This is a genomic window from Chryseobacterium lactis, assembly GCF_003815875.1.
Taxonomy (GTDB): Bacteria; Bacteroidota; Bacteroidia; order Flavobacteriales; family Weeksellaceae; genus Chryseobacterium; species Chryseobacterium lactis.
Window position 1 is genome coordinate 2,563,026 of sequence record NZ_CP033924.1, and the last position, 22,349, is coordinate 2,585,374.

General features: G+C 35.5%; 23 protein-coding genes and 1 tRNA gene. 11 read left to right on the plus strand and 13 right to left on the minus strand.

What is annotated here, in order from left to right:
- Positions 1–78: 78 nt before the first annotated feature.
- The 4 genes from gwsS to EG342_RS11385 all read right to left on the minus strand — a co-directional run bounded on the left by gwsS (position 79) and on the right by EG342_RS11385 (position 3,449).
- Positions 79–1,194, minus strand: coding sequence for a grasp-with-spasm system SPASM domain peptide maturase (gene gwsS, locus EG342_RS11370; RefSeq protein WP_103290776.1), 1,116 nt, complete (start codon positions 1,192–1,194; stop codon positions 79–81).
- A 172-nt stretch (positions 1,195–1,366) separates the two neighbouring features.
- A complete protein-coding gene (gene gwsG, locus EG342_RS11375) occupies positions 1,367–2,296 on the minus strand; it encodes a grasp-with-spasm system ATP-grasp peptide maturase (RefSeq protein WP_103290773.1) in 930 nt (309 codons plus the stop codon).
- Positions 2,297–2,303: 7 nt separating this feature from the next.
- A complete protein-coding gene (locus tag EG342_RS11380; protein WP_103290771.1) occupies positions 2,304–2,528 on the minus strand; it encodes a hypothetical protein in 225 nt (74 codons plus the stop codon).
- 9 nt (positions 2,529–2,537) lie between these two features.
- Positions 2,538–3,449 (minus strand): GLPGLI family protein, encoded by a 912-nt coding sequence (locus EG342_RS11385; RefSeq protein ID WP_103290768.1) that lies wholly within the window; start codon positions 3,447–3,449, stop codon positions 2,538–2,540.
- A 67-nt stretch (positions 3,450–3,516) separates the two neighbouring features.
- Here EG342_RS11385 and EG342_RS11390 point away from each other — a divergent pair, with 67 nt between their 5' ends.
- Together EG342_RS11390 and EG342_RS11395 are read left to right on the plus strand one after the other, a co-directional pair.
- Entirely contained in the window at positions 3,517–4,017 is a 501-nt protein-coding gene (locus EG342_RS11390; RefSeq protein WP_103290766.1) for a TlpA family protein disulfide reductase, read from the plus strand.
- 65 nt (positions 4,018–4,082) lie between these two features.
- Positions 4,083–4,721, plus strand: coding sequence for a hypothetical protein (locus EG342_RS11395; RefSeq protein WP_103290764.1), 639 nt, complete (start codon positions 4,083–4,085; stop codon positions 4,719–4,721).
- Positions 4,722–4,822: 101 nt separating this feature from the next.
- Here EG342_RS11395 and EG342_RS11400 read toward each other — a convergent pair whose 3' ends face one another.
- From EG342_RS11400 to EG342_RS11420, 5 genes are all read right to left on the minus strand, one after another.
- Entirely contained in the window at positions 4,823–5,650 is an 828-nt protein-coding gene (locus EG342_RS11400; protein ID WP_103290762.1) for an SOS response-associated peptidase, read from the minus strand.
- 4 nt (positions 5,651–5,654) lie between these two features.
- Positions 5,655–5,897: a hypothetical protein gene (locus EG342_RS11405; protein WP_103290760.1), complete on the minus strand. Its 243-nt coding sequence runs from the start codon at positions 5,895–5,897 to the stop codon at positions 5,655–5,657.
- A gap of 470 nt (positions 5,898–6,367) precedes the next feature.
- Positions 6,368–7,756 (minus strand): site-specific integrase, encoded by a 1,389-nt coding sequence (locus tag EG342_RS11410; protein ID WP_103290757.1) that lies wholly within the window; start codon positions 7,754–7,756, stop codon positions 6,368–6,370.
- Between the two features lie 272 nt (positions 7,757–8,028).
- Positions 8,029–8,115: transfer RNA gene (locus tag EG342_RS11415), tRNA-Ser, on the minus strand.
- A 48-nt stretch (positions 8,116–8,163) separates the two neighbouring features.
- On the minus strand, positions 8,164–9,189 hold the full coding sequence (locus tag EG342_RS11420; RefSeq protein WP_103290755.1) for an asparaginase: 1,026 nt from the start codon (positions 9,187–9,189) through the stop codon (positions 8,164–8,166).
- Positions 9,190–9,351: 162 nt separating this feature from the next.
- Between EG342_RS11420 and EG342_RS11425 the strand changes: the two genes are divergently transcribed.
- From EG342_RS11425 to EG342_RS11435, 3 genes are read left to right on the plus strand one after another with little or no spacing between them, the layout of a single operon-like run.
- Positions 9,352–10,023, plus strand: a complete 672-nt coding sequence (locus EG342_RS11425) for a TrmH family RNA methyltransferase (protein ID WP_394338015.1) — start codon at positions 9,352–9,354, stop codon at positions 10,021–10,023.
- A gap of 8 nt (positions 10,024–10,031) precedes the next feature.
- On the plus strand, positions 10,032–10,463 hold the full coding sequence (locus tag EG342_RS11430) for a hypothetical protein (RefSeq protein ID WP_123868084.1): 432 nt from the start codon (positions 10,032–10,034) through the stop codon (positions 10,461–10,463).
- Positions 10,463–11,305, plus strand: coding sequence for a hypothetical protein (locus EG342_RS11435; RefSeq protein WP_103290750.1), 843 nt, complete (start codon positions 10,463–10,465; stop codon positions 11,303–11,305). Before EG342_RS11430 ends, EG342_RS11435 begins: the two co-directional genes overlap by 1 nt.
- Here EG342_RS11435 and EG342_RS11440 read toward each other — a convergent pair.
- The 3 genes from EG342_RS11440 to tsaD are packed head-to-tail and all read right to left on the minus strand — an operon-like array spanning position 11,302 to position 13,402.
- Positions 11,302–11,997, minus strand: a complete 696-nt coding sequence (locus tag EG342_RS11440) for an RsmE family RNA methyltransferase (protein WP_103290748.1) — start codon at positions 11,995–11,997, stop codon at positions 11,302–11,304. The genes EG342_RS11435 and EG342_RS11440 overlap by 4 nt on opposite strands.
- On the minus strand, positions 11,994–12,389 hold the full coding sequence (locus EG342_RS11445) for a hypothetical protein (RefSeq protein ID WP_103290745.1): 396 nt from the start codon (positions 12,387–12,389) through the stop codon (positions 11,994–11,996). Before EG342_RS11445 ends, EG342_RS11440 begins: the two co-directional genes overlap by 4 nt.
- Positions 12,386–13,402 (minus strand): tRNA (adenosine(37)-N6)-threonylcarbamoyltransferase complex transferase subunit TsaD, encoded by a 1,017-nt coding sequence (gene tsaD / locus EG342_RS11450; RefSeq protein ID WP_103290743.1) that lies wholly within the window; start codon positions 13,400–13,402, stop codon positions 12,386–12,388. Before tsaD ends, EG342_RS11445 begins: the two co-directional genes overlap by 4 nt.
- Before the next feature lie 4 nt (positions 13,403–13,406).
- On the opposite strand from tsaD, the gene EG342_RS11455 reads away from it, so the two are divergent.
- From EG342_RS11455 to EG342_RS25485, 6 genes are all read left to right on the plus strand, one after another.
- The gene (locus tag EG342_RS11455; protein WP_103290740.1) at positions 13,407–18,203 is read left to right on the plus strand and encodes a translocation/assembly module TamB domain-containing protein; all 4,797 of its coding nucleotides are present in this window, start codon (positions 13,407–13,409) and stop codon (positions 18,201–18,203) included.
- A gap of 134 nt (positions 18,204–18,337) precedes the next feature.
- Positions 18,338–18,808 (plus strand): Lrp/AsnC family transcriptional regulator, encoded by a 471-nt coding sequence (locus EG342_RS11460; RefSeq protein WP_103290738.1) that lies wholly within the window; start codon positions 18,338–18,340, stop codon positions 18,806–18,808.
- A 69-nt stretch (positions 18,809–18,877) separates the two neighbouring features.
- A complete protein-coding gene (locus EG342_RS11465) occupies positions 18,878–19,255 on the plus strand; it encodes a hypothetical protein (protein ID WP_103290735.1) in 378 nt (125 codons plus the stop codon).
- A gap of 427 nt (positions 19,256–19,682) precedes the next feature.
- Positions 19,683–20,213 (plus strand): DUF4303 domain-containing protein, encoded by a 531-nt coding sequence (locus EG342_RS11470; RefSeq protein ID WP_103290733.1) that lies wholly within the window; start codon positions 19,683–19,685, stop codon positions 20,211–20,213.
- Between the two features lie 100 nt (positions 20,214–20,313).
- Positions 20,314–20,793 (plus strand): hypothetical protein, encoded by a 480-nt coding sequence (locus tag EG342_RS11475; protein WP_103290730.1) that lies wholly within the window; start codon positions 20,314–20,316, stop codon positions 20,791–20,793.
- Positions 20,771–21,289 (plus strand): hypothetical protein, encoded by a 519-nt coding sequence (locus EG342_RS25485; RefSeq protein ID WP_246008773.1) that lies wholly within the window; start codon positions 20,771–20,773, stop codon positions 21,287–21,289. Before EG342_RS11475 ends, EG342_RS25485 begins: the two co-directional genes overlap by 23 nt.
- 109 nt (positions 21,290–21,398) lie before the next feature.
- Here EG342_RS25485 and EG342_RS11485 read toward each other — a convergent pair whose 3' ends face one another.
- A complete protein-coding gene (locus EG342_RS11485; protein ID WP_103290728.1) occupies positions 21,399–22,343 on the minus strand; it encodes a transketolase family protein in 945 nt (314 codons plus the stop codon).
- Positions 22,344–22,349 lie beyond the last annotated feature (6 nt).

Genomic DNA, 22,349 nt, shown 5'->3' on the forward strand with positions numbered 1-22,349 from the left:
ATAGGGGGGGATCATTAAAAAAATAAGACTTGCCCTATGAAGCACCAATTCAATCATTTAGATTGCGATAATTTAAGGTCAATCATTAATTATCCCATTTAATGCCTGTAAATTATAATAAACTAGGGCATTTTGTTTTAAGGGATTTGTACTCCAGTCTTCCCATACACCACGATAAGGATCATAACCACACTTTAAGGGCTTAGAATTATCAAGTTCACTCTTGTCAAAAGAATTTCTTTCAGTATAAGCACGGCAGTCCGTGCATACATATCGAAATTCGCAATCCCGACAAATACTGATTTTGTCCTTGTTCATATCCCAATAAGCCCTAAAGTTCTGGGATAATGCAGCATCTTTAAGCTTTGTCGTTTTTACATGACCAAAATTTGTAGGCATAGCGGGGCAATTCTTGATATTACCATGAATGTCTATTGCAATTTTTTTATGAAGACAGGAATTATAGCTGACTGCTTCTGTAAACTTGGGTAGATTAATACCGAAGTTTTTAAGATCTATCTTTCCACAATGGGAAAAATTGTTAATTTCTTTGGTTACAAATTGCCTATGAAAAAGAATATTTTTGGTTTGATCCCAAGGTGCAACGGAATCAAATGGCGATGAGGTAAAAACCATTTTGCAGACCTGTGGACAATGTGGATTGAGCCGCATAAAGAAAGTGTCATTAATTTCTTCATGCCACATTGAAATTATTTCAATGGATTTGATTCTATTTTGCGGGATCTGAGAGAAAATATCTAAAAAACACTTTTCATTGATCTGTTCATAAAAGACAATTGATATATCAAAGCAACCTAAATCTTCCAATTGAGACAAGTAATCTGCCAAATAATATATAGAGCTTAATTTAAGTTCGATTATCGCATTTGTGATTTCTGAAGGTACCTGAAATTCTGTGGACATCGGCGGAAAGCAAGAAAATAATTCCGCTGAGCAATAAATACCAAATTCACTTCTTACCATGTAATCAAGGTTAGCATCAATCACAGATTGCTCCTGCTCAGGATACTGTTGTTTTACTTCATGAATTGTTTTCCCCTGGTCGAGTTCCGATAACAGATCAGTAAAATCAAGGGGCAGAAATTCGATTTTCCCCCGTTCAATATCATGAAGAACAGCATTTACCCTTCCTTTGGCAATCTTTATGTTCGGAAATAACTTAAAATAATTCATATCAGGCTATGGATATTTTTATAGAAGGGGTCAATAATGTAATTACCATTATAGTACCTGCTGTATAAAATTTTTCGTTTTCTCTCTGATATAGGCTGTACTTCAAGAAAGAACATCGGTAATGAAAATCGAGTAGGATTAACCTTAACTTTTTGTTTTAATTCTATTAGTTTCATAATTTTTCTGCCATAATTTTTTCTAATGGATAATTACAGGTCATGGACAGATTTGAAAATTGTCCGGTGGGATTCACCTCCAGGAAATAGTAATTATTGTCTTCTGCCAATATCCAATCAATCGAACCTGTTCTCAAATTAAGTGCGTCCATTAATTTACATAATGCCTGCTCTAAATAGACAGGGATTTTGAATGGTGTGTTTCTATTGGGTTTTTGATTGTTATATCGTCTATAATCATCTTTTGTTTGATCGTCCTGCTGTGAAAAAATGGCCATAGACCAGGTATTTCCATCAAGGTAAAACGTCCGTATTTCAAAGAATTTATTAATTTTTTCCTGAATCAGGGTCGGTGCAAAAATTTCCGGTAGTTCTCCTAAATCATCAATTTTCAGCACATTTGTGTAAATGATGGCTGCACAATCATCAAACTGGAACATTGAAGTATCTGTTTTCATCTTAACAATGAATTCCTTGCCATTGTTCGTTTCCAACAAATCCTTAATATCGTTTTTTGTCTGAACAATATAGGTTTTAGGAATATGCAGACCAATAATTTTGGCCTTTTCCAACACGATCAGTTTATTGACTGTATTATCATTCACGAGGTCCCCGATACTTTTTTTCTCTTTTAACAAGTGTGAAATGTAACCTTTTGTCACTCCATGCTCATTACTGGTGATAGGGTCATTATCGGGATTTGTTCCGAGAATCTGACCTTTTCTGAACCAACAGGAAGAAACTTGTTCCATATTTATTGCGTGCGAATCATCCTGATTTTCTGGAGTAAACTTTACACCGTCTAATCCAAAACTTATGTTTTTAAGATTGTTATTTACACGTACTGAACTTTTCCCGTAATGACACAACCAATCTTGTACAAGATTGGTTGTAAAATCATTTTGATTAGATAAAATCAATAACATCTATCTACTAAGGATAATGATATGTGCTTCCGTCCAATCTTGTTCCATCAATGGAAATCAACTGACCGCTATCGCTGTAATACGTAACTTCGCTGTCGCCATCGTTTGCTCCGGTACAGAAATCTTCTCTTCTAGTAGATCCTTCCGGAAGAAGACCGCCGTTGATAGCTTCCATTGTTTCTTTTTCAATGCAAATACTTTTTGACTCTTGAAACTCTGTGATTGTTTTCATAAAAATAGATTATTGTTTAGTCCTACTCTTTAAAGGATTTTCGGTTACTCCTATTTTAAAATCATTTATAAGCTTATTGTTATTTCTCTTTAATATCTTCCGTCGGGATTCGCGTTGATTTTTAACATAATCAGCCTGGGAGATCTCATTACCTGATGAGTCATAGAATTTAGAAGAAACCACCTCAGCTGAATTACCTGCTGGTACGACATTATTGACAAAATCACCATCGTTACTGATCAGTAGCTTCTTAAATTCTGCTGTGGTTAAAGTAACTTTTGTATTATTGGATCTTAGTTGCCTACTCTGGAACATAGGTATGAAATCAAGATCAACATTATCAATGTTAGCAATCCCAGATAACTGAAATGAATGAGAGTTTCGTTCATCCTCAGCAATTAAGATCAGCCCAGGTAGACCATTGAAATAGTAAGGGCCAGAATTAATCGGAATGTCTTTTGTAAACCACACTGTCCATTTTCTACCATTTATTTTTGCAGTAGCCTTTTGCACCTGAAAATTCTCAAATACCTTTGTGTCGGGTAGAATTGTCCAGTTGATTTTTTGTTCCAGCTTTATTTCATAATAATTCTTTGTTGGCCCTCCCATATAATACAACTTGGGGATTTCATTCTTTTTACTAATGATAACCTCATGAAATAAAACATCTCTGTAAGGATAACCTAAGAATTTTGGTGGACTTCCTTTTGCATCCCTTAAATTATACAGGGAATCTATCTGGTTAATGCGGTGACTATAAAAGATTGTACCTTCTGCGCTGGCGTCAAGTGCCAGCAGTTCTTTAGCCTTATTTTCCAGATTTGCTGAATCGTTCGAAAAATTATATTCGTAATAAAACCGTTTGTTCTGCCCATAGAGAATCCCTATGAATAGTAAAGAAACGATGGTTATTAATTTCATTACAGAGTGATTTGGTTGGCTAATATATAAAAAAATTAATATATTGGTTAAAAAAATATTATTATTTATGAAAAAATTTATCTTTATACTATTATTCACAGTATGCAACCTGCTAATTGCTCAGAATAAACAACTTAGAACATTTCCAGATATGGAAGATAAACTGGACACCCATTTTCCGATTGAGAATTTTAAAGATGCAAATGGTAAAAATTTTAGTCCTGAGTATTTAAAAGGGAAATATACACTGATAAATTTGTGGTCAACAACCTGTGCACCCTGTCTTCGTGAAATACCACTGCTGAATAACTTTAAAAGTTCACTTCCAGATGTTAATTTCATTGGTATAACATACGATAAGAAAGAAAAAATAGATAATTTTCTTCTAAAGAATAAATTTGATTTTATGCAGATACCAGATGCGGGAAAGCAGCTCGAATCCTATCTAACGATCCAGCGCTTCCCAATGACTTTGCTTATAAACAAAGAAGGAATAATTACTGACGTTATTGGACATGTAACAGAAGAAAAACTTCCCGGTATCCGGGAAAAATTAAGTGGCAAATGAATAATAGATTATGGGCGTGAAGATTTTTTGCTCAAAGAAAAAGTATAAGATAATATTTTAAAAAGATGGCACAGCAGAATTTTAAAATCGTCGAAACAAATTATAATCTGAATGATTTTGAGGCAATCCGGAAAGAACTGCAGAATTTTGAATTTTTTAAGCAAAACCTAAATACGCATAAGACCTGCACCAAGCACAAGGACAAAAACGAATTTAGAGTTATGGCAGATGATAATAAGAAATTCTTTTTACTGTTTGACAAGGAAGATAATGCTTTGGAATTTTTGAATTCTACGGAACGTCACGACTATGGAATATTGGAAACTGACTTGCAGGAGGAGCTGGAAAAAATCACTGCTGAAAATATTGATGAAAAATCTGCCGAATTTCTCGCACGTTTTAACAAAGCATTTAAATTGCAGGTGGATTATGATCCAAATGAATCTGATTTTTCCACAATTAATGAAAAGGTCAGAAAAACGGTCTGGGACAAGGAAAGTCGTTTTCTGCTCAATTTTTATATGATGGTGGTTACAAGACGTAAATTTAACTTTCCTAATTGGAGTTTTGAGAAGGTTAATACTTTCAATCCCTTTTACGTTCCTCTGTATGTTGGAAGAGACGGCAAACCGCAAAGTTATTATCGTCTTTTAGAACCAAAGACAAGAAAGCATTTTGATTTCAAAATGTATTTAGGACTTTAGATATTTAATTACAAAAGCAGGATTTCCTGCTTTTGTTTTTTTGATATAATTAAGAAGCAAAAGAGACTTGTAGAACATTTTTGCTTCCTTTTTTTTATTGCTTATACTTCATAAGTTAGTTCAGGCACGCCTTCATACACAAAAGCTTTAGTTGGCGTTCCGGTGGTCTTAAATTCCTTCTCGATCGTATAGGCTTCCATTTCGTTTGACTTGATCTGATAAGTTGCAAGTTCAGTGATCTGCTCTTCGGTTAGATCTGACATCATCCATTCCCAGGCGAGTTCATCAGGAAGCATTGTAGGCATACGGTTTTTTGAGTTGTGGATCTGCTTCATCAGAGAGTTCGCCTCAGTGGTTACAAGCGCTACTGTGTCAACTGTTTCACCTGTTTCCTTATCAGTCCAGTTCTGCCAGATCGCAGCAATAAAGAAATATTCCTTATTTACTAATCCGATATGATACGGATATTTATCTGCTGTTTTTAGGGGCTGGTTTGTTTTCTTATTTAGACGGTAAATATGTCGCCATTCATAAAATTCGCTGGATAAAATTAAACATCGTCTTTCAAGTGCTGCCTTGCGGAACATTTTCTCACGGCCGGTATTTTCATCTTTGAGAAGAAGCTCCTCACCTTTGGCATTTAACGTGGTGTAAGCTTGATGCCATTTTCCTGCGCCGTCCTTATAGCCAAAACGCATCTTTTTTACATCTTCTCTATTTTTGACATAATTGGGTATAAATCCCCATTCCATCTGTACGATATCAAAATTGCACTTGTCCTCTGTGGGTCTTAATACTGCAATATTTCCGTAATTAAAACCTTCATGTATTTCCTGATCCAGGAAGTCATAGTTCATAACGGCCTTTTCAAGATCCATTAATCTTATGAATTCCTCCCGTGATACGCGTTGTCCATTGTAATAACACATAGCTCTATTCTTTTAAGTGTTTACTAATTTCGTTGCCGAATACATCAGCTTCTTGCTGCCGGCCTTGTGGAATGCTCATCCACATTTCACCATTCCAAGTTTTTGCACGAGATATATTCAAGGGGGGGCGACCATCATTAAATAATAGCCGAAAAACTTGCTGATCTTTGACAGTATATTCAATTACAGCAATTTTCAAGCCTTGAATCTCGACTTCAAATTTATTATTTTCAAATAGACTTCCCATTTGAGTATTTATTTGTGCTATATTAAATTTAGCGATTCTAATTCACATGTAACAATTATCATTTTTGATGAAAATAGGTATTTATGATACTTTTTAGCAAGTAGAGACAATGCCATTGATAGAGAAAGCAAAACCTTTAATGCGTGAAACGGATATATGTTTAAATAAGGAAGTGCTGATATTATTATGAACGTTTTAATATTGATTAATGGGCAACATATAATTTAGAAATAAAATAAAAAGACTAATCTTTCGACTAGTCTTTTAGAGAGAAACAACGAATTTATTTAGCTTATGTCCAAACTAAATTAAGTTTTATTTAGAATTATTCCAAATAATTACTAAAAAATAATTGGCTAATTCCTTAGTGTAGGTAAACCTACCTATTTTGAAGGGTCAAAATGTAAGCTTTACTGATAGTACTTTTTTCAACGATTTAGAAGGATGTAGTGAAAAAATTTTAATGCAAGTTATTTAGATAGTAACATCTCTTTAATGAAATCTAGCTTGCTCGTGATTGCAAGAAGTTGTTCCCGTGGCGGAATAACACTATTAATTGTATTTTTTTGCCCTAGAGCCGCAATTTCATCTTGAAGCTTATGTAATAGTAGTAATGGATCTTCATTTTGATTGCGATCATTGGTTTTATTAAGTTTCTCTTTGAGCTGTAGCATTTCTAAGCTAATGGATTCCTGCTCTGTAATTGCATACTCTTCGGTCTGTTTGACCGAATAGTGACCCATCATCTCCTTAACGATATGTAAAGGTACTCCATTTTTAAGCGTAACAGTGCTGCCGAATGTTCTTCTAGCTTTATGGGTATTCAATGTGTCGGGCAAATCACATAATATGGCTATTTCTTTGAGGTATTCATTCATTTTTTGATTGGACTTAACTGGTAAAACAGAGCCCCGTTTAATACATAATGGATGATCTTGATAACGTTCCATAATTTCAATCGCTTTTGGCAAAAGTGGAATATCTGTTTCTGATTTTGATTTTTGGCGACTTGACATGATCCACAAAGTTCCGTCAATACCCTTTTTTATATCACTAGGTTTTAATTGATAAGCATCAATGTAGGCTAATCCAGTATAACACTGAAAAACGAAGATATCCCGGATTAAAGATAATCGCTCGGAAGAAAAGACCTTATTTTCTAGCCTAAAAAGTTCATCTGTGGATAGGGGTTTCTTTTTAATTTTTGTTTTCTTGCTTTTAAAAAGTTTAAATGGATCTCGGGGAATAATGTCCTTCGCAATGGCTCTTAAAACAATGGTTTTGAAATTAGCAATGTATTTTAGAGCAGTATTGTTACTACAATTTCGAACAGTTTTTAAATATAATTCATAGTCTCTAATGAATGCAAAATTCAGTTCCCTGAATTCAAGGTCATCGCGATTGTATTTAAACTTTATAAACTTTGCGGCATGTGATTTTGCAATCTGGTAACGTTCATATGTACCTATCGCGTATTCCTTGGTTTCTACTAAAGCGAGTATTTCAGAATTGTGATCGCTAAATTCCTCCAGAACTTTTGCTTTCGATACGTTTTTCCCTTTTACAAAATCAATAAGTTTCTGTGAGGTAATGGTCTGATCATTATTGATTAGCTCAGTCCGATAGTTCGAAATCCGGGTACTTAGGGAGTCCAGAAAATAATTTAAAGATTTGGCATCTTCCTTATTTCCGGTAGCTCTTCCGGACTTTTGATTCCAACGAGTTGAATCCCATTTTCGTTTAGTAGAAATTTCTTTTGGAATTCCATCAACTGTAATTCTCAAGTAGACTACTCTTAAATTTTCCTTTTTCTCTGGTGTCTTCAAAAAGAAGATTGCACCAAAACTTTTTTCTAGCATAATCGAATATTTTATTAAGTTAAATTTCGAATTAAGTTGTTCCTATGTCAAGTCGTTAAAGAGTTTTACAAGTTGATTTACAGCTACTTATACTGCTTTTTGTGGCAGTTTTTTTTTGACTTTGTGAACTGCCACAAATCTGCCATGAAAATTAGGAGTGTTTTTGAAAATTTTGCGAATATGTGCAAAAACAAAAAAACCTGTAATTACTTAAAATTACAGGTTTTAAAAGCCTTTAGACCATTTTGAAAGCTTTAAGCCTTCTTTACTTGCAGAGAGGAAGGGATTCGAACCCTCGATACAGTTACCCGTATACTACCTTTCCAGGGTAGCTCCTTCAACCACTCGGACACCTTTCTTTTTGAGATTGCAAAAATAGAGTATTTTCTTGAATATCCAAATTATTATTACAATTTTTCCTCTGTTATTTCTCCACAAAGACTTTTGGTGAAGTTATCGGCAAAACTTCCTGTATAATTAGGGTTGTCGATCAGGTGCATAGCTTTGGTAATGGCAGTTTCTGCCGTCATGTCCCTACCGCTGATGGCTCCGATTCTTGAAAAAATATTACTGTTTTCATACTTTCCGAAAGAAATTCCTCCTGAAATACACTGACTTACCACTACGATTTCTGTCCCGTTATTTCTGATTTCCTGAAGTGTTTCCTGTGTTTTTTCACTGCTGAAAATGGTTCCGGACCCAAAAACCTGCAGAATAAGAACTTTCATTCTAGGGATTTCTTTGAAATGACTGAGATGCATGCCCGGGAAAATTCTCCAGAACAAAATATCTTCTGAAATGTGTTCATCAACATGAAATTCAACATTTGGATCACAACGGAATAAGTTGTCTTTGATAATATTTAAATGAACCCCTGATTGCCCCAGAATAGGATAGTTCGGACTGGCGTAAGCATCAAAATATTCCGCTGAATATTTTAATGTTCTGTTTCCTCTTAATAATTTATATTCAAAATAGATGGCCACTTCCTGGATAACGGCTTCATCATTTTCATAAAGGCTGGCATAATAAAGGCTCGTTAAAAGATTTTCCTTGGCATCTGTTCTCAGATCACCGATCGGAAGCTGAGAACCCGTCATAATCACAGGCTTTCTCAAGCCTTTTAGCATAAAACTTAAAGCTGATGCTGTGTAAGACATGGTGTCTGTTCCGTGAAGAATCAGAAATCCGTCGTAATCGTTATAATTTTTAAGAATATAATTGGCAATAACTCTCCATTCTTCAGGTCCCATGTCGGAAGAGTCCAGGGGTTTGGCAAAAGGATGTACGAAAACCTCACATTCCATCAGCTTCATCTCGGGCATCTTTTCAAATATATTACCAAAATCAAAGGCACGGAGACTTCCGGTTTCATAATCTTTTTCCATACCAATGGTTCCACCGGTATAGATGAGCAGGACTTTTCGTTTCATGTATTATTTTTAATTAAGAATTTGGGACCAAATAAGGTTCATAGCCCAAAATTACGTTAATTTGCAAAGATTTGAAAATGAATGAAACGCTTATCATTAAATTTTATGAAATTAGGTGATCATTGCAGACGTTTCATTAGGCTATTGAAAAAAAATAACTGAATGCAGATGAAAGATTTAGCACAAACTTATGAATATTTAAAGCAATTTTTAACCGAAGAAAGATTGGCGAAAATTGAACATTTTTCTCCGGAAAGTTCTGATTTTGTACTGCCTGTGATGGACGATGTGTATCAGTTCAGAAATGCAGCTGCCATTATAAGATCCGTTGAAGCTTGTGGTTTTCATAAAGTGGTTGCGATGGAGGAAGAAAATGTCTTTAATCCTAATCTTACCGTTACCAAAGGTGCTGAAACGTGGGTTGAAGTAGAAAAGATGCCTAAAAATATAGCTTCTCTTCAAAATATAAAAGACAGAGGGTATAAGATTCTGGCTGTATCTCTTGAGAAAAATGCAGTGATGCTTCCTGAATATCAGATTACAGAGCCTATTGCATTGGTTTTCGGTACTGAAATGGCAGGTGTGTCTGAAGAAGTAATCGACTTTGCCGACGAAACACTTGCGATTCCTATGTATGGGTTCACAAAAAGTTATAATGTATCTGTAGCAGCAGGAATCTGTATGTATGAACTGAAGCAGAAACTGATGAAATCCGGGATTGATTATAAGCTGAATGAACAAAAACTACTTGATATGAAAATCCGCTGGGCCGTGAATTCTATCAAAAGCGGAAAACAGATTTTAGCAAAATATCAGGCGGAGCAAAATCTATAATTGATCTTATGAAAAAATATACCCCATATTTATTCTTTTTTTCCTTAGTGATGTCTATAGTAAGTCTTGTCATACAGGAAAAGGGCTATAAGGAAATATATCCTTTTGCCAGCTGGAAATTATTTACAGTCCCTAGTGGTGGAGAAGCTTCTGTAGATCGATACAAACTCTACGGAATCAAAGACGGTGATACAATAAGGATTTTAAACAAAACCGTCGAAAGTTATCAGGCCAATGATGAGGAAAGCATTGTTAATATCTACGGCGGAAAGATTGAACAGAATGAAGATAGAAAAATAAATTTGACAAAGCTTTTGATCTTTGCTAAAGATACCAACCCTGAATTTAATGAATATATGCTTTATAAAGAAACCTATAACCCAAAAGAAATAGGAGAAAAAAAAGTAAATATTAATAAAAAACTGATTACCAAACTCTAATGAGATACTCTCAACTTACCGTATTTAACTATAAGATTGCTTACTATGCAATAAGAATAGTTGGCTTATACTGGTTAATTGCTCAATATGTACGATTTTCTGAATTAAAAGGAAGACCCAAAGAGATCTATGAACCTTTTTTCCGGTTGGAAAAGATTATATTCCCACAATTCCCGGATACGTTATTGTTTGTAAGCCTTTTGATCTCTTGTGGAATCTGTATTGTCGCTTCTGTTCTCAGACCCTCTTACCTAATCAATATATTAATGTTTTTGTTGATGGCAGTTATCAATCTTCCTGTGTCTGCTAATTTTGGATTACATCATGACAGTCATCTGGTGATATTGGGCTTTTTTCTAAGCATCTTTTTACTTCCTGGAAACCTTAAAGAAAAAGATTATAAGTTGGTTCAGTATTTCTATCTGGGACTTTTGATGACTTACACCTTTGCGGGAGCAGGTAAGTTTTTAGGAACAGTCAAAAATCTAGTGAAGCATTCAGATAAAATGTTGTGGATAAATAAAAATGCTGCAAAGCTTAATTCTTATGATAATTATTGGGTGGCAGATATGGATATCCCCTCCTGGATGAAAGAAATATACAGCTATGAAAACTTTTGGGTAGTATTAATTGCTGCTGGGATTATCGTACAATTTCTGTGCTTTTTAGGGGCTTTTAACAGAAAACTGCTTACTTTTTTTATGGTATTTATTGTCGTTTTTCACTTATACAATATAGAGTTTGTTCTTGCCGATTTCAGAAATGCGATTTTATTTGCAATCGCGGCATTCTTTCCCTATCATATTTTTAAACGAACTAAGAGTGAAAGTTTAAGCAATTAAATCATTTTATTGTAATTCCAGGCTGCTACAAAAACACCGGCAGTTTCCGTTCTCAGTCTCTGATTACCCAGTGAAACTGCTTTGATTGTATTCTCTGCAAGAAAAGAAATTTCTCTTTCAGAAAAATCCCCTTCCGGACCAATTAAGAAAGTGATATCTTCCATCTGAGGGAGATTTTTAAGATCAATTCTATCCAGATTTTCGTGGCAATGGGCTACAAAGGTATGTTCAGAATTACTGTTTTTCAGGAAATCTGAAAGCTTCAAAGCATCATTAATGATTGGGAAATGAAACCTTAAGCTTTGTTTGGAAGCTGCGATACTCTGTTTTCTGAGTTTATCGACATTGATATTTTTACGTTCAGTCTTCTCAGTTATGATAATGCTGATTTCTGAAACTCCCATCTCTACAGCTTTTTCCAGAAAAAATTCAATGCGGTCGATATTTTTAGTCGGAGCAATTGCAATATGAAGTTTCGGATTAAAATCAGGTAGATTTTCTTTGATTTCTGCCACCTCAATACCTGCTTTTTTTCCTTCTATAAAAAGTTTTCCGGAAGCCAGATTTCCTTTTCCGTCTGTCACATGAATATCTTCGCCCTGCTTCATGCGGAGGACTTTTACGATATGAAGTTGCTCATCGTCATTAATCGTTACCTGGTTGTTTTCTATAGTTCCGTAGAATAATTTCATATATCCTGAGTTAAAAATGCAACGCCCGTTTTGATTGTTGTATAGATATCCGTGTCACATTCACGGTACGTACACATGAATATTTCCTCGACCCAATTGTTGTTAATGAAAATCAGATTTAAATATTCCTGTTTCCTTAAATTATTTTTGATAGACAAATAATCTCCTTCTTTTGGAGTATAGGGAAAACTAAAAATATTCTCAGAATTTATTTTTTCAAGAATTTCCTCTTTTACATCCTGAATGTATCCTTTTTCAGAGCTTGATGGGAAATAATCTGTAAAATTTTCCGAATCCTCATTTTTTCCAATAATGGATTCTAGTACCCAATAATATTTTGCACCGTTTTTAGATTGTTTTCCGAGTATTTTTTCTTCTAAGAGTATTTTCATAGATCATATTTTGCCGTCGCCGTTGTTCTTAAATCAGTAAATTCTCCTCTTTCAAACTTTAATTTTGCTACCATAGCAATCATTGCAGCATTGTCTGTTGTGTATTCGAATTTTGGAATGTAGATATTCCAGCCTAGCCTTTCTCTGTTCACTTCCATTGCTGTTCTTAATGCAGAATTTGCGGATACACCACCTGCAATAGCGACATCTTTTACGTTAAGCTCTTTCGCTGCCTTTTCAAGCTTTTTCATCAGGATCTCAATAATGGTTTTTTGTACTGAAGCACAAAGGTCGTTGAGATTTTCTTTGATAAAATCAGGATTTTTTCTTACCTCTTTCTGTATGAAATATAAAACGGATGTCTTAATGCCACTGAAAGAATAATCATAATTTTCCAACCTGGGTTTGTTAAATGTAAAAGCATCAGGATTTCCTTCTTTAGCAAGCCTGTCAATAATAGGTCCTGCCGGATAATCAAGGTCAAAAATCTTTCCGATTTTATCAAAAGCTTCTCCTGCAGCGTCATCGATTGTTTTTCCTACGATTTCCATGTCAAAATAATCCTTAACCAATACAATCATGGTATGTCCACCACTTACAGTAAGGCACAGGAAAGGGAAAGTAGGCGGCACAGGATTTGCATCTTCGATGAAATGGGCCAAAATGTGGGCTTGAAGGTGATTTACTTCAATCAAAGGAACATTAAGGCTCATAGCCAAAGACTTAGCAAATGATGTACCTACAAGAAGCGATCCCAAAAGTCCGGGGCCACGTGTAAATCCTATAGCTGAAATAGCATTTTGTTGTATATTTGCTTTGGTAAAAGATTTTTCAACAACGGGGATAATATTTTGTTGATGGGCTCGTGAAGCCAATTCAGGGACTACACCGCCATATTCTTTATGGATGGCCTGGTTCGCGGCAATATTCGAAAGAATAGAATTCCCCTTGATGATAGCTGCTGAGGTGTCGTCGCAAGACGATTCAATACCTAAAATTATAGAGTCGCTCATAATAATGGCAAAGTTAGAGAATAATAACGAGAATGAGAATAAAAAATCGGTAGCTGAAAACCTAGGGGATCAGGTACAGAAAACTGTTGAAAATGTAGAGGGAAAGGTTCGGGAAACAGTAAAAGAGGCTTCTGAGCTTGCTTCAGATGCTATACATCATCCCGTAGAAACTGCGGAAGAATTTGGTAAACAGGCAGTAAAAGATGTTACCAGTTATACCTGGTGGGCAAAACTTCTCTTGATTCTCTTTTGGATCGGGCTTTTTCTGGTAGGAAGTGTATTGGTCATTATTAATTTGCCGGTGACTAAGCAGTGGGCAGCAGATCAGGCACTTCAGATTGTAAACCAGGATTTTAAAGCAGGGTTTTCTACCGAAAGTGTAGACGTGAATTATTTCGGAGATGTTACCATTAAAGGTCTTAAAGTTAAAGATTATAAAGGATTTGATTTTATTACAGCTCGTGAGTTTCGTGCTGATTCAGACTGGATATCTCTTGCTGTAAATGCTATTTCCGGAAACAGTAATTCTTTAAGTTTCAACTCTCTTACCCTTGTTAATGCAGATATAAAAGTAATTACCTACAAAGGCGATAGTATTGCCAATTTTATCAGATTCACAGAACTTTTCGACAACGGAAAAAAAAGAGATCCTAAAAAACCTCCTTTTCAGTTAAATTCCAGAGTTCAGATAATTGATTCTAAAGTTTCCATTGTTAACCAAAATTCAGAAGGAGAACATGGAAAATGGCTTACGGCAACGAAATTTAATCTTAAAGCACCCAATGTAAAGGTCAATGGACCTAATGTTTCGGCGTTGATTAATAATATGTCCTTTGTCACCTCAAGATGGGGAAAATCACACCTGGTGGATACCTTTTCAACGGAACTTTCTTTAACTCACCAGTTTTTATCCTTAAAAGATCTTACTTTAAATACAGATCATACTTTACTTCAGGGAAATATCAAATTCAATCTCAACGATGGGAAGTGGGCAGATTTTGCGGATAAGGTCCGCTGGGATATGAATATCGAACAGGGAAGCCAGATCAGCGGGTACGACATTAGTTATTTTGTGACCAACTGGGATAATATTAAACCATTTAATATTGCCGGGAAAATGACCGGCCCTTTAAATAAATTCCATCTGGAAAATTTCCTGATCACAAATCCGGATGTGAATATTGCGACAAAGACCATGAAAGTCGACAACCTGTTGAAAGGCCATTTTTCAATTGAAACGAGAGATCTTTCAACGGATTTTACCTATAAGGATTTAAAAGCCATGATGCCGAGTTTTATTTCCAGCAAAATGAAGAATTTTGCGGATGATTTTGGCAAATTAAAGTATAACGGTACTGCAAAAGTAACCCCAGATCAGGTATATGTTGAGAACGGTAATTTAATAACCGGAATCGGGCAGGCAAAAATTTCCAAGCTTTCTTTAACGGGATATAGCACCGCGATGCCTAAATACGTCGGTTATCTGGAAGTAAAAGATCTTAATACTTCTGTCATTACAAAGAATAAATCAGTAGGCTTAATCTCCGGGAAGTTTGATCTTAACGGACAGAGTTTTGATGTCAATACAATGCGTCTTACGACCAAGTCGCAGATTGCGAGTATTGAAATAATGGATAAAGTGATTAATAATCTCTATCTGGACGGATTATTGGATCATAAAAAATACAACGGACTTATTACAGTTAATGACGAGCAGGCCAAAGCGACCATTAAAGGATTAATCGATTTCAGTACTTCCAGGATATCAGCAGATGTAAATGCTGATGTCAGTTATCTTAATATGAATTATTTTACCGGAAAACCTGGAAATCAGGTTGTGAGCGGACAAGTTGATGGTAAAATGGCAATGTCAAACATTAATGATCTTACCCTGGATGTGAATGCTAATAATCTTCACTTTGCGACGGCGACCGAAAAATATGATATTCCTAATGCCAAACTAAAAACATTTATTGAGGCAGGCGGACGGGTCATTGATGTTGATGCACCGGGAGCTGCTACGGGAAAAATATCTGGAAGATACAGTCTTGCAGACCTTGTGGGAATGGTTGAAAATGGAATCGGAAGAATATTGGTGGGGCCACCTCCAAGAAAATTGTACAGAGGACAGAATTTTACAATGAATTTCAATGTACAACAGGGAATTGTTAATTATTTCCTTCCCGATCTTAAAATTCCTCATGGAGCTATTGTAGAAGGAGAATATAATGGAGATTCCAATAATCTTATTCTAAACCTGGATGCTGCTGCTTTAAAATACATCATGAAGAAGGAAGAGGAGATTACCGATGCTGATAAAGCGTTAGCCTCCGCCAATCCTGATTATAAAATTAATGATAGAAAGAGCCTGAGCAGAGACAGTGCAATGGTAGATAGTGTGAAGGTGAGGATCAATACGGCCAATCTTAGTCAGCAGATATATGCCAGGATTAATAAACTTGAGTATAATAAAAATATCATTAAAGATTTTGAGCTTAAGGGCAATAATGAGAATGGGCAGACACTTCATTTGGCGACCGTATTCAAACACGGAAGTCCTGATGATGAAATTAATGAAAAGCTTAAAGAATATGCCATTAATGTTGATCAGTCTACCGATGCTTTTGGAGACTATGTCTTTAGGTTTGAACCAACAGAAGTTAAGTTCAATGAAGTTACCTGGGCAATAGATACGAGCCCTGAACTTAATCATTCCATTACCTATCGAAAGAAAACCGGTGATTTTGATATCCGGAATCTTCGGATTTATTCTGATAAAAGTGCTTTATTAATCAAGGAAGCGCAATTTAAATCGATGAAGGATTTCTACGTAGATGCAGACATTGATAATTTTGCGATTGAAAAGCTTCTGGAAATGCAGTCAGGAGGAAATGGGATGGATATAAAAGGTCTTGCCAACGGGACCGTTAAGATCAAAATGGATAAAAGTACGTTGCAGCCGTTGGTTGATGTTTCCGTGGATGACATTAAAATGAATGGCAATGAAATGGGAGATATTTCCATCTCTGCGACAAACGGATTTTCTTTAAATGTATATGATATCGATATCAAAGTACATTCAGCAGGAGCATTAGGAAGCAATACCCTGGATGTTACCGGTACTGTGAATAACAATACAGCTTCTCCGGATATTGACCTGACGGCACAGATGCGTGATTTTGATCTTGCATTTACCCAGCAGTTTGTACAATCGATCTTTGGAAATATGCGAGGAAAGGCAACCGGAGATCTTAAAATCAATGGAAAACTAAGGAATCTTGACTACAATGGTGATATTGCTTTAAAAGATTTTGGATTAAAACTTTTATTTACAGGGGTAGATTATTCGTTTGATGATACAGTGATTCAGCTTACAAAAGGGCTTGCCATTCTCAACAATATTGAAGTGCATGACGGCAGAAGTAATTCCAAAGGAAATATTTCCGGGGCGATTCAGTTTGAAACACTTTCTTCAATGGGGGTTTCGCTCGTAATGAGAGCAGATAATTTATTAATGCTGAATACGGCACAAAAAGATTTTGATCTTTTCTGGGGAAGAGTATATGGTCAGGGAGATTTGTATGTGGATGGACCCGTTTCCGGATTAAGCATAACCACCCCAAATATGAAGGCACTCAATGGAAGTACCTTTACTTTTAACTCCAGTTCGACTTCAAATGTGGAAGAATTTAAGATGTTGAGGTTCCTGAAGGAAGGAAAAGACGGTCTTGTAACTCTTGAAGAGAAAAAGAAAACAGGAGCCAATATGAACATTGATTTCAATCTGGCTGTTGATAAAGGAACTACAGTTAATGTACTTGTTGGTGATGATGTCGGAAATATTACCGTAAAAGGAGTTGCCGATCCGTTGAAATTCCAGATGAATAGGCAAGGAAATATTGCTATGAGTGGTACATATAAGGTGGATAACGGAACTTTTGTGTCTAAAGCAATCCTTAATAAAACCTTCCAGATTGAAAAGAACAGCAGCATCAGATGGGATGGTGATGCTATGAAACCGTCACTGGATATTTCAGCTAATTATGTAAGGATGGTTTCCAACGCAGGAGAGTACCTTAGTATGGGGAAACTCCAGCCGATCAGTATTTTGCTCCAGGCTAAAATTACCCAGTCTTTAATAAACCCTAAAATCGATCTAAACGTAACTGCTTTAGATGTTTCCAGTCAGGTAAGAGAAACCCTGGCCGCAAAAATGAGTCAGGAAGGGGAGAAGGTTCTCCAGTTTGGTTCAGTTCTCTTATTAAGTACCTTCAACGTGTCTAATAGTGGAGGTGTGGATGTGAATGTTGGAAACGTAGCGGAATCTTCTGGATATAATATGCTTTTAAAGCAGTTGGGATCTGTTCTTAACACCATGAGTAATGAATTTCAGATTGACCTTAATTATGTGAAAGGAGATCAGAATGCAAATATTGGAGACCGTGCCAATGCCGGAGTTAGTGTTGCCGTTTCACCTAGAGTAAATGTGAAAACCGGGTTAGGTATTCCATTATCAAAGACAGATGGAACACAGGCTAACTACCTTTCCACAGAAGGATCCATTGAATATGACCTTTCTAAAAAGAATGACGGAACATTGCTGATCCGTGGATATTCCAAACCTACCAATATCGGGATGGGAATGGCCAGTACAAACGGTTCTGCTAATCAGGCGTATGGAGTAGGGGTGATGTGGAGTAAAAGCTTTAATTCTTTGTTTAAAAAGAAGAAAAAAGACAAAAAAATACAAGAAGCCAAACCTGAAATAAAAACAGATTCTACAAAATCAAATGGTAAATAATTTGAATATTTTAATGATTTTTATCATCTGTGTTAATTATTGTTAATGTTTGATATATTTTTTTTAGTTAAATTATTTTTCGTAAATTTGCAAAAAATACATAGATTTTTTAAAGAAATTGTAATTTAACTAATATGAACTATCAACTGGACGAAATAGACAAGAAGATTCTTGATTTCTTAGTAGAAAACACAAGAATGCCTTTTACAGAAATTGCAAAGCAGATGGACGTTTCTGCTGGAACAATTCACGTAAGAGTGAAAAAGATGGAAGATGCAGGTATTATTTTGGGATCATCTCTTAATATCGATTATGGGAAGCTGGATTACCACTTTACAGCTTTCATCGGAATCCTTTTGACAAAATCAAACCGTACTCAGGAAGTATTGAAAGAATTGTCAACTATTCCAAACGTAATTGAAGCTAGCGTTATTTCCGGAAAATATAATATTTTCTGTAAAGTGAGAGCTAAGAATACAGAAGATGCTAAAAGAATTATTTATCAGATAGACGACATTCAGGATGTAATGAGAACTGAAAGTATGATCTCTATGGAGGAGTACTTAAGTGATAAAAACAGACTGATCAACGCGATCTCTATTTAATTCAAATTTTAAACGAATTATTATAAAAGAACTTATGAAATCTCTCATAAGTTCTTTATTTTTGTACCTATGGAAGAATACAGCTATTTTGATGAAGATCCAAAGAAAGGATGGGGTTTCGTATTAGCCTTTGCTGCTTTAATGTTATTTACCGTAATGGGATTAGGAATTGATGTAGATGAATATCTGCAGCATGAATACCTGGACATCCCGAGATGGTATTTTTATGTGATCTTTTCCATTGATTTTCTGATGATGGTGGGATTGGTGCTTATGTTCTTCTATCGCAAAATTGGGATTTACATGTTCCCGGCATTTTTGGTGTTGCACTTCTTTATGCACAACTACTACTTATCAACATTCCTGTATACGGATGTTACCAATCTTTTCCTGTTTACAGGATTTGGAATGTTGGCGATTATTCCGAAATGGAAGTTTTTTAAATAAAGAGTACACCCGATCGGATAATATCGGTCAGCTATCAATATATTTTCATCAGCTCTTTTAATGTGACCTGCTATTTTCTGGCAGTTTTTCCGTATGTTTTTTATTTAACCTATTGTATATTTCTATGAGATAAGAGATTTAATAAAATAATATGCGTGAAGTGTACATAAGGTTCCCGTCTATCTACTATCCAAGCTTATATATTAGATTTCTTTTTCTTGGACCGGAATAATATTGCTAATGATCTATTTGGAAGCCGTATGACTTTGTTTTAGGCTGTTAAAATAGTTTTACAAGCAATTGCTCTGTTAACCGGAGATATTCAAAAAAATAGCTATAATCGTGAAAATGGCTGAAGCTTTTAAAAAGATAGTAGGCTGATTTAAAAGATAAGGGTAATTTTACCGGCCATTTTAATGATCAAGATATGAATTTCGAAATATTGAAAGAGCAAATAGAAAAGGCGGCTAAAAAAGCTTTTTTAGAAATATATGAACAGCATGGTTCTGAAAATATCTATAGCTTTGCATTATACAGTGATGAAGGAGCGATGACGGTTTGTCCCGCCTCTAACACTCTTGAGATGCTTAAACATGCAGACGAAAATGATCAACTGTATTATAAATATGAACCTGCAGAATGGGCCTATGAAATGGAAGGAGCCCATGATGAATTTAACGAGATCTGTACCCAGCTGAGAACAGAACTTGAAAAGAATGAAGATGATGACTGGTTCTATGATTTTCAATCTAAACTTTATTCTGTCTGCACTGATGTCTTGGAAAAACTTAAAAAAGAGAACTTCTTCAGCTCAATCACCGGCCGTGATATTTTTCTGATTTTTACTGTTACCGATTATGAATTTGAAGATAAAGATTTGAAAGATATAATTATCCGACTCAATGATAATGAATATAAAGATGAATATCTGGAATGGATGAATACCTGGGGTAATTAAATTAAATACACAAAATACGATTAACAGGCGAAATTATTCAACCTTATTAATAAAAATACTTTACTTTCGCAAAACCCAACCAAATTATAATAAAACGAATATGAATACACTTAATTTTTATAAAAAAGATGGAAACCTATACATCTTTAAGAACCAACCGGTCTTTATATCTATCCTATCCCTGTTTTTTATAGTAATAGCTATTTTAACTTTCAAGGATGTAAGAATTTTGAGCTTTGTGCTCATCGCCCTTGTTGTCCTTATTGTGATCAATTTCTTTGCTAAAAAGTTTATTATTGATATGGACCGACAGACGGTCACCGGCAAGCATAGTATTTTTGTCCCGGCTCAAACATATCCTATACAGGACTTTGCCAACTTTGAAGTAGTGGCCACGAAATATTGGGGGTTAATTACGACCAATGTAATGTTGTCTATTCATTTTTATGTTGACGGAAAGAAAAAAAGACTCACTATAGGGCAGGCTCTTACTCATAAAGGGATTCAGAAAATGGTGAACGAAACAGAAGATATCATGAACATTAACCAGGAAGGTAATGAACGTAATCGACCGCTATAAGTTTAAAGAAACTGGAAATGAGATCAGTCTCATGCCAAATTACAGTTTTATCCGTACACTGGTATGGTGGCTGGTATTTGGTGTTCTGGCTTTTGCTGGCATATGTTATTATTATGCAGGGCAGTGGTCAGGAGATTACTTTAAAATAGCCCTGGTAGTATGGGGTGTTTATATGGTGTATTTTCTGTATGATCTCTTTTTCAAAATTCCTGTAACCTATATTTTTAATAGATCTGAAAAATGTATTTACAGAAAACTTTTCTTTTCTAAAAAGATTATGAATTTCGATGAAATGGAGTATTTTATCATGAATGAAAGCGGCAGCTGCTATTATGTGATCGGAAAAAAGAGAAACCAGTTTGTGAAAAACTACAAGATCAGTAATTATTTTTCAGGCTCTAAAGCATCCCAAAGAAGAGAAGATGAGTATATCGAGAAAATATTACATCCAGTCTTAAAAGCAGTAGGAATTCCTGTTGATCAACCGGAACAATAGTTAAAAAAGATCAACTTTTCAATTGAGAAATATTGGAGTTGACTGATAAAATAAGAATGGGGCGGTTTCGAAGAAACCGCCCCATTCTGTGTTATATAAATAGCTTATCTTAAGCTAAAATTCTCTTTACAGCTTCTTTCACTGCAGCAGAATCAATCTTATACTTCTTCATCAATTCTGCAGGGGTTGCAGACTCTCCGAAAGTATCATTTACCGCTACAAACTCTTGTCTTGTAGGTCTTTTTCTTGCAAGCATTCCTGCAACAGATTCACCTAAGCCACCAAGATAGTTGTGCTCTTCAGCAGTTACAATTTTACCTGTTTTTTCAACAGATTTTAAGATGATCTCTTCGTCCAGAGGTTTGATCGTGTGAATATTGATCACTTCACAAGAGATACCTTCTTTTTCAAGCTCGTCAGCAGCTACCAGAGATTCCCATACAAGGTGTCCTGTTGCAACAATAGTTACATCAGTACCTTCCTGTAGCATAATTCCTTTTCCGATTTCGAAAGGCATATCTTCAGGAATGAATACAGGCACGGTAGGTCTTCCGAATCTTAAATATACAGGACCTTCAAAATCAGCAATCGCAAGCGTCGCTGCTTTAGTCTGATTGTAGTCACAAGGATTGATTACAGTCATTCCCGGAAGCATTTTCATCATACCGATATCTTCCAGAACCTGGTGAGTAGCACCATCTTCTCCCAAAGTAAGACCTGCGTGAGAAGCACAGATTTTTACATTCTTTCCAGAATAGGCGATAGACTGACGAATCTGGTCGTATACTCTTGAAGTAGAGAAGTTAGCAAAAGTTCCTGTAAAAGGAATTTTTCCCGTAATGCTAAGACCTGCAGCAAGTCCTATCATATTAGCTTCTGCAATACCTACCTGAAAGAATCTTTCCGGTGCTTTCTCAATGAATTTCTCCATTTTTAAAGAACCCACAAGGTCTGCACAAAGTGCTACAACATTAGGGTTTTTGTCAGCAAGTTCTGCTAATCCGGCTCCGAATCCTGAACGAGTGTCCTTTTTTTCTGTATATGTATATTTCATTTTTAT

Coding starts and splice junctions, on each gene's coding strand:
- gwsS (WP_103290776.1), bottom strand. CDS start 1,194: ATGAATTATTTTAAGTTATTTCCGAACATAAAGATTGCCAAAGGAAGG.
- gwsG (WP_103290773.1), bottom strand. CDS start 2,296: ATGTTATTGATTTTATCTAATCAAAATGATTTTACAACCAATCTTGTA.
- EG342_RS11380 (WP_103290771.1), bottom strand. CDS start 2,528: ATGAAAACAATCACAGAGTTTCAAGAGTCAAAAAGTATTTGCATTGAA.
- EG342_RS11385 (WP_103290768.1), bottom strand. CDS start 3,449: ATGAAATTAATAACCATCGTTTCTTTACTATTCATAGGGATTCTCTAT.
- EG342_RS11390 (WP_103290766.1), top strand. CDS start 3,517: ATGAAAAAATTTATCTTTATACTATTATTCACAGTATGCAACCTGCTA.
- EG342_RS11395 (WP_103290764.1), top strand. CDS start 4,083: ATGGCACAGCAGAATTTTAAAATCGTCGAAACAAATTATAATCTGAAT.
- EG342_RS11400 (WP_103290762.1), bottom strand. CDS start 5,650: ATGTGTTATTACAATGGACAACGCGTATCACGGGAGGAATTCATAAGA.
- EG342_RS11405 (WP_103290760.1), bottom strand. CDS start 5,897: ATGGGAAGTCTATTTGAAAATAATAAATTTGAAGTCGAGATTCAAGGC.
- EG342_RS11410 (WP_103290757.1), bottom strand. CDS start 7,756: ATGCTAGAAAAAAGTTTTGGTGCAATCTTCTTTTTGAAGACACCAGAG.
- EG342_RS11420 (WP_103290755.1), bottom strand. CDS start 9,189: ATGAAACGAAAAGTCCTGCTCATCTATACCGGTGGAACCATTGGTATG.
- EG342_RS11425 (WP_394338015.1), top strand. CDS start 9,352: ATGCAGATGAAAGATTTAGCACAAACTTATGAATATTTAAAGCAATTT.
- EG342_RS11430 (WP_123868084.1), top strand. CDS start 10,032: ATGAAAAAATATACCCCATATTTATTCTTTTTTTCCTTAGTGATGTCT.
- EG342_RS11435 (WP_103290750.1), top strand. CDS start 10,463: ATGAGATACTCTCAACTTACCGTATTTAACTATAAGATTGCTTACTAT.
- EG342_RS11440 (WP_103290748.1), bottom strand. CDS start 11,997: ATGAAATTATTCTACGGAACTATAGAAAACAACCAGGTAACGATTAAT.
- EG342_RS11445 (WP_103290745.1), bottom strand. CDS start 12,389: ATGAAAATACTCTTAGAAGAAAAAATACTCGGAAAACAATCTAAAAAC.
- tsaD (WP_103290743.1), bottom strand. CDS start 13,402: ATGAGCGACTCTATAATTTTAGGTATTGAATCGTCTTGCGACGACACC.
- EG342_RS11455 (WP_103290740.1), top strand. CDS start 13,407: ATGGCAAAGTTAGAGAATAATAACGAGAATGAGAATAAAAAATCGGTA.
- EG342_RS11460 (WP_103290738.1), top strand. CDS start 18,338: ATGAACTATCAACTGGACGAAATAGACAAGAAGATTCTTGATTTCTTA.
- EG342_RS11465 (WP_103290735.1), top strand. CDS start 18,878: ATGGAAGAATACAGCTATTTTGATGAAGATCCAAAGAAAGGATGGGGT.
- EG342_RS11470 (WP_103290733.1), top strand. CDS start 19,683: ATGAATTTCGAAATATTGAAAGAGCAAATAGAAAAGGCGGCTAAAAAA.
- EG342_RS11475 (WP_103290730.1), top strand. CDS start 20,314: ATGAATACACTTAATTTTTATAAAAAAGATGGAAACCTATACATCTTT.
- EG342_RS25485 (WP_246008773.1), top strand. CDS start 20,771: ATGAACGTAATCGACCGCTATAAGTTTAAAGAAACTGGAAATGAGATC.
- EG342_RS11485 (WP_103290728.1), bottom strand. CDS start 22,343: ATGAAATATACATATACAGAAAAAAAGGACACTCGTTCAGGATTCGGA.